General features: G+C 70.6%; 17 protein-coding genes and 1 pseudogene. 14 read left to right on the top strand and 4 right to left on the bottom strand.

Annotation, left to right across the window (positions count from 1 at the left end; genetic code table 11):
* Positions 1-62: 62 nt before the first annotated feature.
* Positions 63-596: a hypothetical protein gene (locus AB0N31_RS16525; RefSeq protein ID WP_366059064.1), complete on the top strand. Its 534-nt coding sequence runs from the start codon at positions 63-65 to the stop codon at positions 594-596.
* A gap of 27 nt (positions 597-623) precedes the next feature.
* Here the strand turns inward: AB0N31_RS16525 and AB0N31_RS16520 are convergent.
* Positions 624-1,055 (bottom strand): annotated as a pseudogene (locus AB0N31_RS16520) (aminotransferase class I/II-fold pyridoxal phosphate-dependent enzyme); the annotation flags it as partial.
* A 133-nt stretch (positions 1,056-1,188) separates the two neighbouring features.
* Between AB0N31_RS16520 and AB0N31_RS16515 the strand changes: the two are divergent.
* The 4 genes from AB0N31_RS16515 (at position 1,189) to AB0N31_RS16500 (ending at position 4,983) form a co-directional block, all read left to right on the top strand.
* A complete protein-coding gene (locus AB0N31_RS16515; protein ID WP_366059063.1) occupies positions 1,189-1,743 on the top strand; it encodes a Uma2 family endonuclease in 555 nt (184 codons plus the stop codon).
* 340 nt (positions 1,744-2,083) lie between these two features.
* Entirely contained in the window at positions 2,084-2,563 is a 480-nt protein-coding gene (locus tag AB0N31_RS16510; RefSeq protein WP_366059062.1) for a hypothetical protein, read from the top strand.
* A 9-nt stretch (positions 2,564-2,572) separates the two neighbouring features.
* Positions 2,573-4,384, top strand: a complete 1,812-nt coding sequence (locus AB0N31_RS16505) for an alpha/beta hydrolase (protein ID WP_366059061.1) — start codon at positions 2,573-2,575, stop codon at positions 4,382-4,384.
* Positions 4,381-4,983 (top strand): hypothetical protein, encoded by a 603-nt coding sequence (locus tag AB0N31_RS16500; protein ID WP_366059060.1) that lies wholly within the window; start codon positions 4,381-4,383, stop codon positions 4,981-4,983. The genes AB0N31_RS16505 and AB0N31_RS16500 overlap by 4 nt, the downstream gene beginning before the upstream one ends.
* A 339-nt stretch (positions 4,984-5,322) precedes the next feature.
* Here AB0N31_RS16500 and AB0N31_RS16495 read toward each other — a convergent pair whose 3' ends face one another.
* From AB0N31_RS16495 to AB0N31_RS16485, 3 genes are all read right to left on the bottom strand, one after another.
* Positions 5,323-5,544 carry a Txe/YoeB family addiction module toxin gene (locus tag AB0N31_RS16495; RefSeq protein ID WP_366059141.1) on the bottom strand — a complete coding sequence of 74 codons (222 nt, stop codon included), beginning with the start codon at positions 5,542-5,544 and terminating at the stop codon, positions 5,323-5,325.
* A 48-nt stretch (positions 5,545-5,592) separates the two neighbouring features.
* Positions 5,593-5,850 carry a type II toxin-antitoxin system prevent-host-death family antitoxin gene (locus tag AB0N31_RS16490; RefSeq protein ID WP_366059059.1) on the bottom strand — a complete coding sequence of 86 codons (258 nt, stop codon included), beginning with the start codon at positions 5,848-5,850 and terminating at the stop codon, positions 5,593-5,595.
* 148 nt (positions 5,851-5,998) lie between these two features.
* Positions 5,999-7,198, bottom strand: coding sequence for a pyridoxal phosphate-dependent aminotransferase (locus tag AB0N31_RS16485; RefSeq protein ID WP_366059058.1), 1,200 nt, complete (start codon positions 7,196-7,198; stop codon positions 5,999-6,001).
* A 142-nt stretch (positions 7,199-7,340) separates the two neighbouring features.
* Between AB0N31_RS16485 and AB0N31_RS16480 the strand changes: the two genes are divergently transcribed.
* From AB0N31_RS16480 to AB0N31_RS16440, 9 genes are all read left to right on the top strand, one after another.
* Positions 7,341-7,682 carry a hypothetical protein gene (locus AB0N31_RS16480; RefSeq protein ID WP_366059057.1) on the top strand — a complete coding sequence of 114 codons (342 nt, stop codon included), beginning with the start codon at positions 7,341-7,343 and terminating at the stop codon, positions 7,680-7,682.
* Between the two features lie 379 nt (positions 7,683-8,061).
* Positions 8,062-8,577 carry a DUF2617 family protein gene (locus AB0N31_RS16475; protein WP_366059056.1) on the top strand — a complete coding sequence of 172 codons (516 nt, stop codon included), beginning with the start codon at positions 8,062-8,064 and terminating at the stop codon, positions 8,575-8,577.
* 92 nt (positions 8,578-8,669) lie between these two features.
* Positions 8,670-10,259: a polyamine aminopropyltransferase gene (locus tag AB0N31_RS16470; RefSeq protein ID WP_366059055.1), complete on the top strand. Its 1,590-nt coding sequence runs from the start codon at positions 8,670-8,672 to the stop codon at positions 10,257-10,259.
* A 93-nt stretch (positions 10,260-10,352) separates the two neighbouring features.
* Positions 10,353-11,264 (top strand): SRPBCC domain-containing protein, encoded by a 912-nt coding sequence (locus AB0N31_RS16465; protein ID WP_366059054.1) that lies wholly within the window; start codon positions 10,353-10,355, stop codon positions 11,262-11,264.
* Positions 11,265-11,335: 71 nt separating this feature from the next.
* The gene (locus AB0N31_RS16460; protein WP_366059053.1) at positions 11,336-12,142 is read left to right on the top strand and encodes an aldose 1-epimerase; all 807 of its coding nucleotides are present in this window, start codon (positions 11,336-11,338) and stop codon (positions 12,140-12,142) included.
* A 10-nt stretch (positions 12,143-12,152) separates the two neighbouring features.
* Positions 12,153-12,704 carry an orotate phosphoribosyltransferase gene (gene pyrE / locus AB0N31_RS16455; protein ID WP_366059052.1) on the top strand — a complete coding sequence of 184 codons (552 nt, stop codon included), beginning with the start codon at positions 12,153-12,155 and terminating at the stop codon, positions 12,702-12,704.
* 145 nt (positions 12,705-12,849) lie between these two features.
* Positions 12,850-13,881, top strand: a complete 1,032-nt coding sequence (gene fbaA, locus AB0N31_RS16450; RefSeq protein ID WP_366059051.1) for a class II fructose-bisphosphate aldolase — start codon at positions 12,850-12,852, stop codon at positions 13,879-13,881.
* 89 nt (positions 13,882-13,970) lie between these two features.
* A complete protein-coding gene (locus AB0N31_RS16445) occupies positions 13,971-15,461 on the top strand; it encodes an MFS transporter (protein ID WP_366059050.1) in 1,491 nt (496 codons plus the stop codon).
* 67 nt (positions 15,462-15,528) lie between these two features.
* Positions 15,529-15,942 (top strand): DUF3151 domain-containing protein, encoded by a 414-nt coding sequence (locus AB0N31_RS16440; RefSeq protein WP_366059049.1) that lies wholly within the window; start codon positions 15,529-15,531, stop codon positions 15,940-15,942.
* Positions 15,943-16,008 lie beyond the last annotated feature (66 nt).

Genomic DNA, 16,008 nt, shown 5'->3' with positions numbered 1-16,008 from the left:
ACCCGAAGGTGGCAGATTTGTTGTGGCACGATGCGAAATCCGGCGCCAGGAGGAGGTGGGGCATGGTCGACAGGTTCAGGGACGGACTTCTGACCCCCGCGGAGACCGCCTCCTACCTTGAGATTCCACAGCCGACGCTCGCCACGTGGCTGAAGGGCAGGGCCGCTGGAGCACCACTGGTCCATCAGGTCGAGCAGGTGCGGAAGGGGCAGCCTTCGGTGCCGTTCATCGCAGTGGCCGAAGCGCACGTCCTTCGTTCCCTGCGTTCCCTGGGGCTCCGCATGAGCGAGATCAGGGAGGCGGCCGCCGCCGTACGGGACGCCTTCGACACCCCCTACGGCCTCGTCTCGAAGCGGATCGCCACGGACGGCGTGGACATCTTCATCGAGCACGGCTGGGGGGATCTCCGCAGAGCCCGCGACGGCCAGGTTCCCATCCAGGAAGTGGTCTCCGACCTCGACAACCAGCAGCTTCGCGCCGCCGAGATGATCGAACGTCTCGTGGCACACCGTGACGCGATCCACCGGGCTGTCGAGAAGGGCGGGCCGGCTGCGTATGCGATGAGGAGCGACCGCGTGGAGGGCACCTGGCCGTAACGGGTGGTCACCCTGGTCTCGACCGGTTCAGGACGCGAGGCGTCGAAGGCGGTCGGCCGCCTCGGCGAGCACCTCCTTCTTCTTGCAGAACGCGAACCGGACGTAGGGTGCGCCGGCCTCGCGGTGGTCGTAGAAGACGGCGTTGGGGATGGCGACGACGCCCGCCCGTTCCGGGAGGGTCCGGCAGAAGGCGATGCCGTCCGTCTCGCCGAGGGGGCGGATGTCGGCGGTGACGAAGTACGTGCCCGCCGGGCGGTAGACCGCGAAGCCCGCCTCCGTGAGGCCGGCCGCCAGCAGGTCCCGCTTGGCCAGCATGTCCGCGCGGAAGGCGTCGAAGTAGGCGTCGGGCAGGGCCAGGGCCTCGGCGACGGCGTACTGGAACGGGCCGGAGGCGACGTACGTCAGGTACTGCTTCGCCGAGCGCACCGCCGCCACCAGGCCCGGCGCCGCCGTCACCCAGGCGACGCCGCGCTCACACACCTATTCGTTTGTCGTGCGGCGTCGTGTCCGACCAGGTTCACAGTCGCACTGCCGGGTTCGGTGACAGGGCACTGTCCGCCGTATCCTGACCGCACACGGGAAGGAGCCGTCCATGAGCGTCGACGCGATCGTGCACACCGAGTTCCCCAAGGGATACACGGTCCTGTTCGGAGCTGACGGAAAGGTGATCATGACTCCGCAGAGCTTCGAGCACTCCAGCACGATCAAGTCGATGCAGTACGACACGATCGTGTCGCTCGGACGCCACGCGAAGACCGCCTCCGACGTCTACATCGACTTCCCCGCCGACGAGAACTCCGCCCCTGATCTGGCGATCCTTCGCGAGGACGCCCGCCGGGAGGGCAAGCGCTACAGCTTCGACGACGTCCTGCTGATCTCCGAGGTCGTCTCGACCTCCTCCGCACGCAAGGACTACGACGACTGCACCGCGAAGTACGGCCGCTACGGCATCCCTGCCTACCTGGTCGTGGACCCCTACGCCCAGGAAGTCGTCCTCCACACCGAGCCGACCGGCACCGGTTACATCGCGGCGCACACCCACAAGTACGGCACGGGCAAGCTCCCCATCCCTCTGGCCGACGGCCGAACCTTCACCCTCGACCTCGACGAACTCCCTCGCCCGGAGGTCGAGGCGGACACCCGCTGACGACGGGTGCCGGTGCGTTCGTGACGCTGAGCTGGTGCCACGCATGCTGCGTCGCGCTGCCCAGTCGCCCTGGCGCGAACTGTTGTTCCCGAAGACGTGCCCGAAGCCGAAAACAGGTTCCATCCCGCCCCCCTGCGCCTCCGGACACATCGGACAGTGCCACCCCGTCCGATCGAGGACCGAGGCCCGTCTGAGTACAGATACTCAGACGCCATGGTGGCCGATACCGATGGGGCACGTGATGCAGGGGCATTACGGTACGTCTCGGTCAGTGCGGTGTTGTGGTCTCAGGCTCGCATTCGCCCGTCCACGCACGACAAGACACGGGGAGGCACCGCGCATGGCGTGGGAGGAGTGGGAGCAGCTCAAAGCCGTTGCGGTTGAGCGGCACACTACGCAGATGCAGCTCAACCAACTGCCGGCCGACCAGGGAGGGAGCGGTGGGGGCGGAGGGCCGTGGGACAGTGGTGGCGGTTCCGACGGGATGCGGTCCGACAAGACGGTGTGGACCAAAGCCGGGACGAGTGTGGGTGGACTGCGGGAGCCCATCACCAAGGCGCTGGCGAGGATGGCAGACGGTCAGACAAGACTCGGTAAGGATTCCGAGTGCCTTACCGCTGCGGCTCAGTTGGAGGTTTACGGTTCCTGGAAGCGCTATCTCCAGGATGTGAGCAAGCGGTGCGGCAAGCTGGCAGAGCTGTTCGAGAAGGTGGGCAACGACCAGCTGAAGACCGATGAGGCGATCAAGGCTGAGATCGCCGGGCTGAAGGTCCAGTACGAGGACACTCCCGCCGTCGGCGGTAAGTCCGAGGGCCGGTGATCGGGAGCCATGGACTACACGACGCTCAAGGCCCTCAAGCCGTCCGAGTTCGCGGATGCCGCGGACGGGTACCGCACAACGAGTGACATGGCCGGCGCCGCCAAGGACCACATCGAAAACCAGATCGCCGCGGCCATGCGTGAGTCCTTGAAGGGCGAGGCCGTCGACGCAGCACTGGGCCAACTCAAGGAAGCGGCCGAGAACTTCCACTACACCCAGGTCGAGTGCGGTCTGATCAGCACGGCACTCAACGGCTTCTCGTACGACCTGGAAGCAGCCAAGAAGAGGCTGGATATCGCAGTCGCGGGCGCGCAGACGGAGAAGTTCACCGTCAACGCCGACGGGTCGATCAGTTACCCGTCGGGCGGGAAGGAGACCGACGGCAGACTTCCCGCAGGCGGCACGGTATCCGGCTTGACGGACCCGACGGCTGCCGCGATCGGTCGCCAGGCCGGCAACATCGACCCCAATCCCAACCGCCTTCTGGCGCAGGGGTACGCCAACCAGATCGCCACCGCTCTCAAGGAGGCAACGGAGGCCGACGGGAAGTGGGCTCCGAAGCTACGGGCGCTGAAGGCCGACGACGACCTGACCGTCTCCGACCGTGACTGGGCGGACGTGAAGAAGGACACCGATGGTGTTCTCAAGGGGGCCGGAGAATATCTCGACGGCATCAAAGAACCACCCAAGGGCGGCAGCCCGGAGGACAACGCCGACTGGTGGAAGAGCCTCACCGCAGAGCAGCAGACGGTTTACCTGGCCCTCCATCCTGCTGCCGTCGGCGCGCTCGATGGCCTGCCGGCCGAAGTTCGTGACGATGCCAACCGCACGGTTTTGGCGGAAACACAGGCGAAGTACCAGATGGACCTGGACTCCATTCCTCCCGAGCCTGAGCGCTACATTTACGGCCCCCACGGTGGCTATCCGCGTTTGAACGAAGAATGGCAGGAGTGGGACGAAAAGTACAGCGACAGAAAAGCCTCTCTGGAAAAGACCCTCAAAGGCATGAATGCCATCCAGAGCCGCTTCGATGCCACAGGTAAGGATGGACTTCCTCCGGCTTACCTTCTTGGCTTCGACACCAAGGGCAATGGGCACGCGATCGTCGCCAACGGAAACCCGGACACGGCGGACCATACGGCAGTATACGTGCCGGGAACGAAATCACGCCTTGAAGGAGCCGGTGGGGACATCGGGCGAATGACCAGGGTATGGGCGGAAACTCACGCAATGAATCCCGGACAGTCCGTGTCCACGATCACCTGGATCGGCTACGACGCCCCGCAGAACATCGCGCCGGAGGCGATGGATGATCACTGGGCGTATGACGGGGCGCCGAAGCTCAACAGATTCCTGGATGGACTCGAGACGGCTCAAGGCGGTCCGGACGCCAGCCACACGACAGTCATCGGCCACAGCTACGGTTCTACGACGGTTGGCGCCGCGTCCATGGCGGAAGGGGGCATGGCGGCGGACGACATCGTCGTGGCCGGCAGCCCTGGCATGCTCGTGGGCGATGCGAATGATCTCGATGTGGGTAGGGATCATGTGTGGTCCGAGGCCGCGACCAGCGACCCCGTGCCGGCTGGTGGCAAGGTGGCCCGCCTCGGCGGTGAAAAGTGGGACGTCGAGACCTGGAATGGAATTCCCTTCAATGCCGGGTACGTTCAGGTCATCCCCTCCGACGAAGCCTTCGGCGCCCATCGCATGGACGTGGACACAGGTGGCCACAGTGACTATTGGAATGAAAGCTCGCAAAGCCTCAAGAACCAGGCAGCGGTGGTTGCCGGCCGCTACGACAAGGTAGAGGAAGACGATTGATTTCCCCCGGCCGCAATCGCCGCTTTCGGATGCACCGCCTTGGTGCTGCCTTCTTGATCGCTGTTCTTTCTCTCGCCGGAACAGGATGTTCGAGCACAGTGGACCGCAGTGAAAACGCATCTGCAGCTGATGCATCCACCAGCTCCAAGAGCACCACGCTCGGCGTGGAAGAGGCTCGGGAGAAGGCGAAGACTGTTTCCAGTCAGATCTACGACATGATCGGCATCAAGGAAGGGAAGGTGACTGAGCCCGGACCCGGTATCGCACCCTGTGAAGAAGATCCCGAGCTCCTGTACAGCACTGTTCATCCGTGGTCCGTCTACGGCGTCTCCGAGGAAGAACTGAGGGACGGGTTTCAACGCCTGAAGGAAAATCTCCCTGAGCAGGGCTGGGAGATCGTCGAATACGGCCCCAACAACAGCAAGAGCAAGACGCTGGAGATTACGGCCGACTCCAAGACGGAGCCCTTCTCCTTGAACGCCGAGCTGTGGGTGTCGAGCCCTGCAACCGGGACGGAGAAAGATCCCAAAATCTTGGTCAATCTCACATCCGGATGTTTTCGCGCCCCCAAGGGGACAAATCTTGACCAGGAGTTCTAGCTTTCATAAATGAACGGCTGGTCAAGGGCGCCGGGCGGAAGGCGTCGTCTCATGCGCCAGGGTCCCGGTCGCGGCGGCTGAGCCGCAGCGCACAAGCAGTGTGGACAGGATCCAAGCGCGCATCATGGTGGCGCAGGCTACCGATGCTGTCGTACTCCTCGAAGCCGCGGTTTCCGCCGCCGTCCGCAGACGTCGGGCACTCGTGAGGGAAACCTGCCCACCATGTTCCGGCTGTTGCCCGGTGAGGATCCGGAGCCTGGCATCAACCGTTGCCGGCCTGCGTGAGCGTTGCGTGACACAGGGGTCGGCAGGCGCTGTGCTCGATCCGGTCGAGTCCTGTCAGTTCTCGTAGTGGTAACGGCACTGCGCGATCAGGACGCCGTCCTCGGTGGCCTTGTAGACCAGTCGGTGCTCGTCGTTGATGCGGCGCGACCAGTACCTCTGGAATCCGTGCTTGAGCGGTTCCAGTTTGCCGATGCCCTCGTTGCCGTTCCGGGTGATGTCCGTGATGGGCGTGTTGATGCGCTTCAGGGTCTTCCGGTCCTGAAGCTGCCACCACAGGTAGTCCTCCCGGCACGGGAAGAGAAGGTGATCTTCAACCCGTGACCCTTACTCGTCGGTCGCCAGCTCGCGCACACCGCCGCCGCCGCTTTCCAGCTCGTCGATGGACGCGAGCAGGCGCCGGGCGTTGGCCGGACTGCGCAGCAGGTACGCCGTCTCCTTCAGGGACTCGTAGTCCTCAAAGGAGACGATGACGACCGGCTCATGTCCGGCCCGGGTGATGACGACCTCTTCGCGGTCGTCGGTGACGGAGTTGAGCACCTCGGCATACCGTGCGCGCGACTCGAAATACGTCATGGTCTTCACAGCCGACCCTCCTTTCACGTAGAGAAAATTTACGTCCGCCCCCGCCGGTGCGGCATGCGCCGACATGACGGCCTCCGGCGCGAAAGTGCCGGCTGGGCGAGGCGTGGCAGGCGGCGGGGGCACGTCGGCCAGTCCCGCAGGGCGCCGGTCAGCGCGCGAATGCCCCGCGGAGCCGTTCCGCCGCGTCCGCCAGTACCTCGGTACGTTTGCAGAACGCGAACCGTACGAACGGCGCGCCCGCCTCGCGGTGGTCGTAGAAGACGGCGTTGGGGATGGCGACGACGCCCGCCCGTTCCGGGAGGGCGCGGCAGAAGGCGATGCCGTCCGTCTCGCCGAGGGGGCGGATGTCGGCGGTGATGAAGTACGTGCCCGTCGGGCGGTAGACCGTGAAGCCCGCCTCCGTGAGGCCGGCCGCCAGCAGGTCCCGCTTGGCCAGCATGTCCGCGCGGAAGGCGTCGAAGTAGGTGTCGGGCAGGGCCAGGGCCTCGGCGACGGCGTATTGGAACGGGCCGGAGGCGACGTACGTCAGGTACTGCTTCGCCGAGCGCACCGCCGCCACCAGGCCCGGCGCCGCCGTCACCCAGCCGACCTTCCAGCCCGTGAACGAGAACGTTTTTCCCGCGCTGCCGAGAGTGACCGTCCGGTCCCGCATTCCCGGCAGCGTGGCCAGGGGCACGTGCTCGGCCCCGTCGAAGACCAGGTGCTCGTACACCTCGTCGGTGACCACCAACAGGTCACGCTCAACCGCCAGTTCGGCGATCACGGTCAGCTCCTCGCGGGTGAGGACCGTGCCGGTCGGGTTGTGCGGGGTGTTGATCAGGAGGAGGCGCGTGCGGTCCGTCACCGCGTCGCGCAGCTCGTCGAGGTCGAGGCGGAACCGGGCCTGTCCGGGGTCGGGCCGCAGCGTCACCGGCACCCGCGTGGCGCCCGCCATGGCGATGCAGGCCGCGTAGGAGTCGTAGTACGGCTCCAGGGCGACGACCTCGTCCCCCGGCTCCAGCAGGGCCAGGAGGGCGGCGGCGATCGCCTCGGTCGCGCCCGCGGTGACCAGGACCTCCGTGTCGGGGTCGAACGTCAGGCCGTAGCGGCGGCGCTGGTGCTCGGCGATCGCCGTGCGCAGCTCGGGGACGCCGGGGCCCGGGGGGTACTGGTTGCCGCGTCCGTCCCGCAGCGCCCGTACGGCCGCCTCGCGGATCTCCTCGGGCCCGTCCGTGTCCGGGAACCCCTGGCCGAGGTTGAGGGACCCGGTCCGCAGGGCCAGCGCGGACATCTCGGCGAAGACCGTCGTCCCGAACTCGGCGAGACGGCGGTTGAGGAAGGGGCGTGCGGTGGCGGTCATGCCGGTCATCCTGCGCCGAAGCTCTGGACTTCCTCAAGTGTGCTTTGGCGGCCGGGGCGGCCGGGCATCCCCCGTGCACGCGCCGGTCGCACCGGTTGCGCGAGGCGCCCACGGGGGGCCGCTTCGGGGGATTCGGAAGGAGGGTGGAGCCATGGCAGTCGGCATCATCCTGGCGGTACTCGCAGTCGTCGTCCTGCTGGTGGTCGTCATCGTCACGGCCGTCCGCAGGAGCACCGCCGGATACCGGGGACCGTCCCGGCCCGGCTCCCGCTCGCGAGGGGGAGGCAGCAGCGGGGACGGCGGCAGCAGCTGGTGGGCCGCCGGTGGCGGGGCCGCCGTGGCGTGCAGCTCCTCCTCGGGCGGCGACTCGGGCAGTGGGGACGGCGGCTCCCACTCGGGCGGCGGTCACTCCTGCGGCGGCGGATCCTCGTCGTCCTGCGGGGGCGGCTCGTCCTGCGGGGGAGGCGGCGGCGGATGCGGCGGAGGCAGCTGACACGGGGCAGCTGAGCTTCCCCGGGGGGAGCCGCATCCGGACCGCGGGGCCGTCCCCCGACCGAAGGGCGCCCCGCGGTCGCACCATGCCCGGCGGGCGGGGCGCACGGGGACGATCCGGGCGGCACCGCGCACGCCGGGGTTGAACAGTTGATCTGAGGGGCCCTCTGAGGGATGGAAAGCCCACGAAGTTGGGTAAAAACGCTGTGGTGTCGCCACAGTTCATGATTCCCTCTAAAACACCAACGCAGCCCCTCGGACCCCTCGGACGTCTCGCGCGGACGTCCTCCCCACGCCGGGCCGGCCGGGGCCGACCTTCCCCGGATTCACCGGGGTGTGCCGGACCTTTCCTCTTCTGTGCGTTCTAGCGGAGCCGAGTCATGCTCACGACCCTGAACACCTCCTACACCGACACGTGCGCGGCCGACCTGGCCTGGGCCCTGGGGCGTGAGCCGCTGCCCGCCCTGGCCACCCTCGACCTCGAACTGTCCGGAGCCGTGATCCAGTTGAGGCTTCTCGGTGCCTCGCACCAGGTGCTGCTGGAGGAGGAACGGGGCTTCTGTTCCGAGACGGTCGCGTGCATCCCCGGCAGCAGCACCCCCCTCCCGCTCGGCGTGGCCAAACGGGTGGACGACTGGGAGTACGAGTTCGCGGCCCGCGTCGAGACGCTGACGCCGGACCAGTTCGCGAGCCGGGCCCAGGAACTGCTGGCCCTGGTCTCCGACCACCCGCACGGCCTCGCGGGCGTCTTCCCGGGCAGCCCGCACGCCTTCACGGCCCTGCTCGCGCAGCGCCACGAGGGCCATGTGCACTGGCGGACCTGGCACGCCTACCCGCAGGACGGGCAACTGGTGGCGACCAGGACGCGGGTGAGCGCGAGAGTGCCGGCGCACTGAACCGCGCCTCAAACGCGTGGCACCTGATCGACCGCGAATTATACACGTGTGGGTGACAAAGGGTGCCGTAGTCGTCACGTAACGTCGCAGTCGTGATCGAACCGCACGCACCGGCCCCGCCCGGCGCGGCGCCCGGCGGAGCGACGTCCGGTGCTCCATCCGGTGCTCCGTACGGCGCCCCACCCCGCGCCCCGTCCCGGCGCGGGCCCGCGCGGCTGCCCGTCCGGCCGGACACCGGACGGTTCCTGGTGCTCGCGTGCGTGTTCGTCTGCGCGGCCTGCGGTCTGGTGTACGAACTCGAACTGGTCGCCCTCGCCTCGTACCTGATGGGCGACTCGGTCACCCAGGCCTCCGTCGTGCTGTCCGTCGTGGTGTTCGCGATGGGCATCGGCTCCCTCGCGGCCAAACGGCTGCGCCGCCTCGCCGCCGCCGGTTTCGCCGCCGTCGAGGTGGTCCTCGCCCTGGTCGGCGGCTGCAGCGCCATGGCCCTGTACGCCGTGTTCGCCTGGACGGGCGGCTGGGGCGGCCCGTGGGGGAACGGCCCGCGCGTCCTGCTCGTCGCCTTCTGCCTCACCATCGGAGTGCTCATCGGTGCCGAGGTGCCGCTGCTGATGGAGCTGATCCAGCGCGTCCGCCGCCAGGACGCGGGCGGCGCGGTCGCCGACCTGTTCGCCGCGGACTACGTGGGCGCGCTGGTCGGCGGCCTGGCCTTCCCGTTCCTGCTGCTGCCCTTCCTGGGCCAGCTCACCAGCTCCCTGCTGACCGGCGCGGTCAACGTGATCGCCGGGGGCGCCCTCGTCCTCGGACTGTTCCGCCGCGACCTCACCCGCCGCACCCGCCGGCTCCTCCTCGTCGCCAACGTCACCGTCCTTGCCGTCCTCGCCTGCGCCGCCGTGCTCGTCGACGACTTCGAACAGGCGGCCCGCCACGCGGTCTACGGCGACGACGTCCGGGTCGCCCTGCACACCGGCGTCCAGGAGATCGTCCTCACCGGCGGCACCCGCGGCCGCCCCCTCGCCCTCTACCTCGACGGCCGGCTCCGCGGCGGCGGCCACGACCGGCTCCGCTACCACCGGGCCCTGGTCCGCCCCGCGACGGCCGGCCCGCACGCGCGCGTGCTCGTCCTCGGCGGCGGCGACGGCCTGGCCGTCCGCGAGGTCCTCACCCGTCCCGGCACCCGCCGCGTCGACGTCGTCGACCTCGACCCCGCCCTGATCCGGCTGGCCCGCGCCGACCCCGGCCTCTCCCGCCTCAACGGCCACGCCATCGACGACCCGCGCGTCCGCGTCACCGTCGGCGACGTCTTCCGCCGGCTGCGCGAGACCCCGCCGGGCACCTACGACGTGGTGATCGCCGACCTGCCCGACCCCGGCATGACCGCCAGCACGAAGCTGTACTCCCAGGAGTTCTACGGCCTCGCCCGCCGCGCCCTGCACCCGGGCGGCCGGCTCGCGGTCCACGCCGGCCCGGTGGACGCGCGGCCGTACACCTTCTGGACGGTCGAGACGACGATGCGCGCGGCGGGCCTGGGCACCGCCCCCTACCGGGCCGAGGGCGGCTGGGGCTTCGTCCTGGCCGCGGCCGGGACCCGCCCCGACCTGCGGCTCGGCCCCGGCGAACGGGCGCTGCGGGCAGGCCCGGCCGGCCTGCGGGCCTCCACCCTGGTCCACCCGCGCCACTGAGCGCGCGCAGGGTGCGCCCGGCCGGTGCGCGGGTGGCGCCGATCCAGGTTTCGGCGGGTGCATTCCCGGAAGCGCTGGGTAGGCTCCGCCCTTATGGAGCATGAGGTGTTCGTTCCGGTTCCGGCAGGGCGACTGCGGGCGGCCCTCGCCGACCCCGCGCGGGTGGCCCGGGCCCTGCCCGGCTTCCAGCAGGACGCGGGCACCGAGCCCGTCGCCGGCCGGCTGAAGCTGCGCGTCGGCGGCCACACCATCACCTACCGCGGAGCCCTGCGCGTCACCGCCCGCGAGGACGGCGGGTACGCCGTCGAGGGCGGCGCCACCGAGGCCCGCGGCTCCGGGACGGTCGAACTCGCGCTCACCCTGGTCCTGCGGGAGACCGACGGGGCCACCACGCTCCGCTTCGCGGGTACGGCGACGGCGGACGGCCGGATCGCGGAACTCCCGGCGGACGCCGTGGGCTCGGCGGCCGCACGCCTGCTGGACCGGTGGGCGGAGAACCTCGGAGCGGGTGCGGCGGCGGCCGGGGCGGCGGCCGGGGAACCTCCCGCCGCGGCCACCGTCACCGAGGCCGAGGTCCCCCCGCCGGGACCCGCCGCTCTGGACTCCGTCAACGGGACGGCCGACGCGGACGACCTGGACGAGCTGGGCGACGTCGACGGCCTCGACGAGCTGGAAGACGTCGACGGCTTCGACGACGCCGACGACGTGGAGGACGCGGACGACGTCGAGGACGTGCTCGACGTGGGCCCCACGGACGCGGTGCAAGCCGTCGCCGGGTTCCCGGACCCCGGCGTTCCCCCGGCCGAGGCCGCGCACGCGCGCCGCACCATGATCGGACGCAGCGCGGAGGAGGTGGACCACGCCCCGCCGCGCGGCCGGTACGCCCCGGTCCCGGCGCCGCAGACCGTCGTCCGGGACAACGCCCTGCGCTGGGCGGCCCCCGCGGCCGCGCTGGCGGTCGCGTCGGCGATCGTGGTCGGCCGGGCGCTGCGGCGACGCCGGTGACCTGAACGCCGGTGACCGGAACGCCGCGGTGACATCCGGCGCCCCCTTGATCACCTCGATAGGGTCGTCCCGTGAGCGACGAAGACTTCACGCTGACCGCGGGAGACGCGGAGGTGACCGTCCGGCCCGGCAACGGCGGGCGGGTCGGAGGGCTGCGGGTCGGCGGGGCGGAGCTGCTGCGGCAGGGCGAACGCTTCGGGTGCTTCCCGATGGTGCCCTGGTGCGGGCGGATCAGGGACGGCCGCTTCCGGGACGGCGCGGACGTGCGCCGGATGCCGCTCAACGCGCCGCCGCACGCCATCCACGGCACCGTCCGCGACGGCGCCTGGAAGGTGGCCCGCAGGTCGGCGGACGAGGCGGTCCTGACGTACGACCTGGTCGACCCCTGGCCCTACCCCGGCCGGGTCACGCAGATCGTCGCGCTGACCGAGGACGCGCTGACGCTGTCCATGGCGGTGGAGACGTACGGCTCGTCGTTCCCGGCGCAGATCGGCTGGCACCCCTGGTTCAACCGGAACCTCGGCGGCGAGAGCGGCGAGACCGGCGAGGACGTCCAGGTCGCCTTCGACCCCGCCTGGCAGGAGGAGCGCGGCGAGGACCACCTGCCGACCGGCAACCGGATCGAGCCGAAGCCCGGCCCCTGGGACGACTGCTTCGGCATGCCCGACGGCGTCTCCGTGTCCCTCACCTGGCCGGGCCGGCTCCGGCTGGAGGTGACGAGCCGGGAGAAGTGGGTCGTCGTCTACGACGAGCAGGAGGCCGCCGTGTGCGTGGAACCGCAGACCGGCCCGCCCGACGGCCTGAACACCCTCCCGCGCCTGGTCACGCCCCTGGAGCCGCTGGAGGCCACGACCACCTGGTCCTGGACCCGCCTCTAAGCTGAGGGGCATGACGGACGACGTACGCGGCGCGCTGCTGCAGCAGATCAAGGACAAGGCCGTGGTGCACGGCAAGGTGACCCTCTCCTCGGGTCTGGAGGCCGACTACTACGTCGACCTGCGCCGCGTCACCCTCGACGGCGAGGCCGCCCCGCTGGTCGGGCAGGTGCTGCTCGACCTGACCGCCGAGCTGGACTTCGACGCGGTGGGCGGGCTGACCATGGGCGCCGACCCCGTCGCCGGCGCGATGCTGCACGCCGCCGCCGCGCGGGGCCGCAGGCTGGACGCCTTCGTCGTGCGCAAGGCGGCGAAGGCGCACGGGATGCAGCGGCGCGTCGAGGGCCCCGAGATCAAGGGCCGCCGGGTCCTGGTCGTCGAGGACACCTCGACCACCGGCGGGTCGCCGCTGACCGCCGTGGAGGCCGTGCGGGAGGCGGGCGCCGAGGTGGTGGCCGTGGCGACCATCGTGGACCGGGCGACCGGCGCCGCGGAGAAGATCGAGGCGGGTGCGGGCGTGCCGTACCTGTTCGCCTTCTCGAAGGATGAACTGGGGCTGGACTGACGACCCGGTATGACCTGGACTTGACCGGCGCACGGACCGGCCGCGCAGGTCTGGAAAGATGGGGACGACGATGACGTCGCACCCAAGGTCTAGGTCAGGGCCGTAAGACTCAGAACGCCAACCCGCACACCCAAGGAGCGGACGAATGCCCATCGCAACCCCCGAGGTCTACAACGAGATGCTCGACCGGGCGAAGGCAGGCAAGTTCGCCTACCCGGCCATCAACGTCACCTCGACCCAGACCCTGCACGCGGCTCTGCGCGGCTTCGCGGAGGCGGAGAGCGACGGCATCATCCAGATCTCGACCGGCGGCGCCGAGTTCCTGGGCGGCCAGTACAGCAAGGACATGGTGACCGGCGCCGTCGCCCTCGCGGAGTTCGCGCACATCGTCGCCGAGAAGTACCCGGTCACGGTCGCCCTGCACACCGACCACTGCCCGAAGGACAAGCTCGACGGGTACGTGCGTCCGCTGCTGGAGATCTCCCGCAAGCGCGTCGAGGCCGGCCTCGGCCCGCTGTTCCAGTCCCACATGTGGGACGGCTCCGCCGAGACCCTCGCCGACAACCTTTCCATCGCGCAGGAACTGCTGGCGAAGGCCCGCGCCGCGCGGATCGTCCTCGAGGTCGAGATCACCCCGACCGGCGGCGAGGAGGACGGCGTCTCGCACGAGATCAACGACTCCCTCTACACGACGGTCGACGACGCGCTCCGCACCGCCGAGGCCCTCGGCCTGGGCGAGAAGGGCCGCTACCTGCTCGCCGCGTCCTTCGGCAACGTGCACGGCGTGTACAAGCCGGGCAACGTCGTGCTCCGCCCCGACCTGCTGAAGGAGCTCAACGACGGCGTCGCGGCCAAGTACGGTCAGCCGGCCGGCAGCAAGCCGTTCGACTTCGTCTTCCACGGTGGCTCCGGCTCCTCCGCGGAGGAGATCGCGACCGCGCTGGAGAACGGCGTCGTCAAGATGAACCTCGACACGGACACGCAGTACGCCTTCACGCGTCCCGTCGTCGACCACGTGTTCCGCAACTACGACGGCGTCCTCAAGGTCGACGGCGAGGTCGGCTCCAAGAAGACCTACGACCCGCGGACCTGGGGCAAGCTGGCCGAGGCCGGCATGGCCGCGCGCGTCGTCGAGGCCACGCAGAACCTGCGCTCGGCGGGCACGAAGATCAAGTAACGGCCCGCCGGCCGGGTCCTTCCCGGTCTGCGACGCCGTACCTCGCGAGCCCGGTGCCTCGGCGCCGGGCTCGCGGTATACCTGGGACCATGTCCGACGTCCGGCTGGCCTCGCCCCAGGGCAAGTGGATCCTGCTCACCACGGTTCTCGGCTCCAGCATGGCGATGCTGGACTCGACCGTCGTCAACATCGCCCTGCCCCGCATCGGCCGCGACCTGGGCGCCGACCTCGCCGCCCTCCAGTGGACCTCCAACGCCTATCTGGTCACCCTGGCCGGGCTGATCCTGCTCGGCGGCTCCCTCGGCGACCGCTACGGCCGGCGCAAGGTCTTCGTGGTGGGCGTGGTCTGGTTCGCCGCGGCCTCCCTGCTGTGCGGACTCGCCCCGGACGCCGGCGTGCTGATCGCCGCCCGCGCCCTCCAGGGCGTCGGCGGCGCCCTCCTCACCCCCGGCTCCCTCGCCCTCATCCAGGCCTCCTTCCACCGCGACGACCGCAGCCGGGCCGTGGGCCTGTGGTCCGGCTTCGGGGGCATCGGCGCGGCCGTGGGGCCCTTCCTGGGCGGCTGGCTGGTGGACGGCCCCGGCTGGCGCTGGGTGTTCCTGCTCAACGTGCCGCTCGCCGTGCTGTGCGTACCGGTCGCCCTGCGGCACGTCCCCGAGTCGGGCGACGGGAAGACGCACGGCCGCTTCGACGTCCTCGGCGCGGTGCTGGGCGCCGTCGCCCTCGCCCTCGTGACGTACGCGCTGATCGAGGCGGGCGGGGGGTCCGTGACCGTGGCGGTGGCGGCGGGGGCCGGCCTCGCCGCCGCGGTGGCCTTCGTGCAGGTCGAGCGGCACCGCCCCGACCCGATGATGCCGCCCGGCATCTTCGCCTCCCGCCAGTTCACGGCCGTCAACCTGGTCACCCTGTGCGTGTACGCGGCCCTCGGCGGCTTCTTCTTCCTGTCCGCCGTCCAGCTCCAGGTCGTGGCCGGCTACTCCGCCCTCGGCGCGGGTACGGCCCTGCTGCCGACGACCGTCCTGATGCTGCTGCTCTCCGCCCGCTCCGGCCAGCTGGCCGAACGGATCGGCCCGCGCGTCCCGCTCACCGCCGGCCCGCTGCTGGCCGCGGCCGGGATGCTGCTGATGCTCCGGGTCGGCCCCGGCGCCTCCTACGCCGCCGACGTCCTGCCCGCCGTCCTGGTGCTCGGCCTCGGCCTGGTCACCCTGGTCGCCCCCCTGACCGCGACCGTCCTGGCCTCGGTCGACGTCTCCCGCGCGGGCCTGGCCAGCGGCATCAACAACGCGGCGGCGCGCGCGGCGGGCCTCGTCGCGGTGGCCGCGCTGCCCCTGCTGACCGGGATGGGCGCGGAGGCGTACCGCTCGGCCGACGCCTTCGACGACGCGTTCGGGCGGGCCATGCTGTGGTGCGCGGGGGCGCTGGTCGTCGCCTCGCTGATCGCCTTCACGACCGTGCGCCGCCCGGCCCCGGACTGCCGCCGCCCGGAGTGCAGGACCCACGGGGCCGTCCTGGCGCCCCCGCTGGAGGGGGAGCGGGCGGCGGCGCGGCTGCCGGCGGGGCCCGCGGACCCGGCGAGCTGAAGGGGGCGGGAGGGGAGGGGCGCGACCCCGTCGGCGTGAACCCCGGCTGGTCCTCCAGACTGGACCCATGTCCATTCACGAAAACCTGCTCGGGGGACCGCCCCCGACCCACCTCCCCGACGACCCCGCGCCCCGCGAACTGCTCGCGGCCGGCACGGCCCCCGCCGACGTCGCCGCGAAGTACCCCACGTCCTCCCTGGCCTGGGCCCGGCTCGCCGACGACGCGTTCGAGCGCGGCAGCGTGGTGGAGTCGTACGCCTACGCCCGCACCGGCTACCACCGCGGCCTGGACAGCCTGCGCCGCAGCGGCTGGAAGGGGCACGGGCCGGTGCCCTGGGAACACGAACCGAACCGTGGCTTCCTGCGCGCCCTGCACGCCCTCGCCCGCGCCGCCGGGTCGATCGGCGAGCAGGAGGAGTACGAGCGCTGCACGCAGTTCCTGAAGGACTCCTCGCCGACGGCGGCCCAGACGCTGGGCTAGCCCTCGGCCGTCCTTTCGGGGCACGGGCCCGCCCGCTGTGATCGGGCGGGCCTTGCACTTTCGGGT

The sequence above is a fragment of the Streptomyces sp. NPDC051051 genome, assembly GCF_040682975.1.
In the GTDB taxonomy this organism is placed as follows: domain Bacteria; phylum Actinomycetota; class Actinomycetes; order Streptomycetales; family Streptomycetaceae; genus Streptomyces.
The sequence above is the reverse complement of the archived record's forward strand: the minus strand, read 5'-3'. Positions and strand labels throughout refer to the sequence as shown.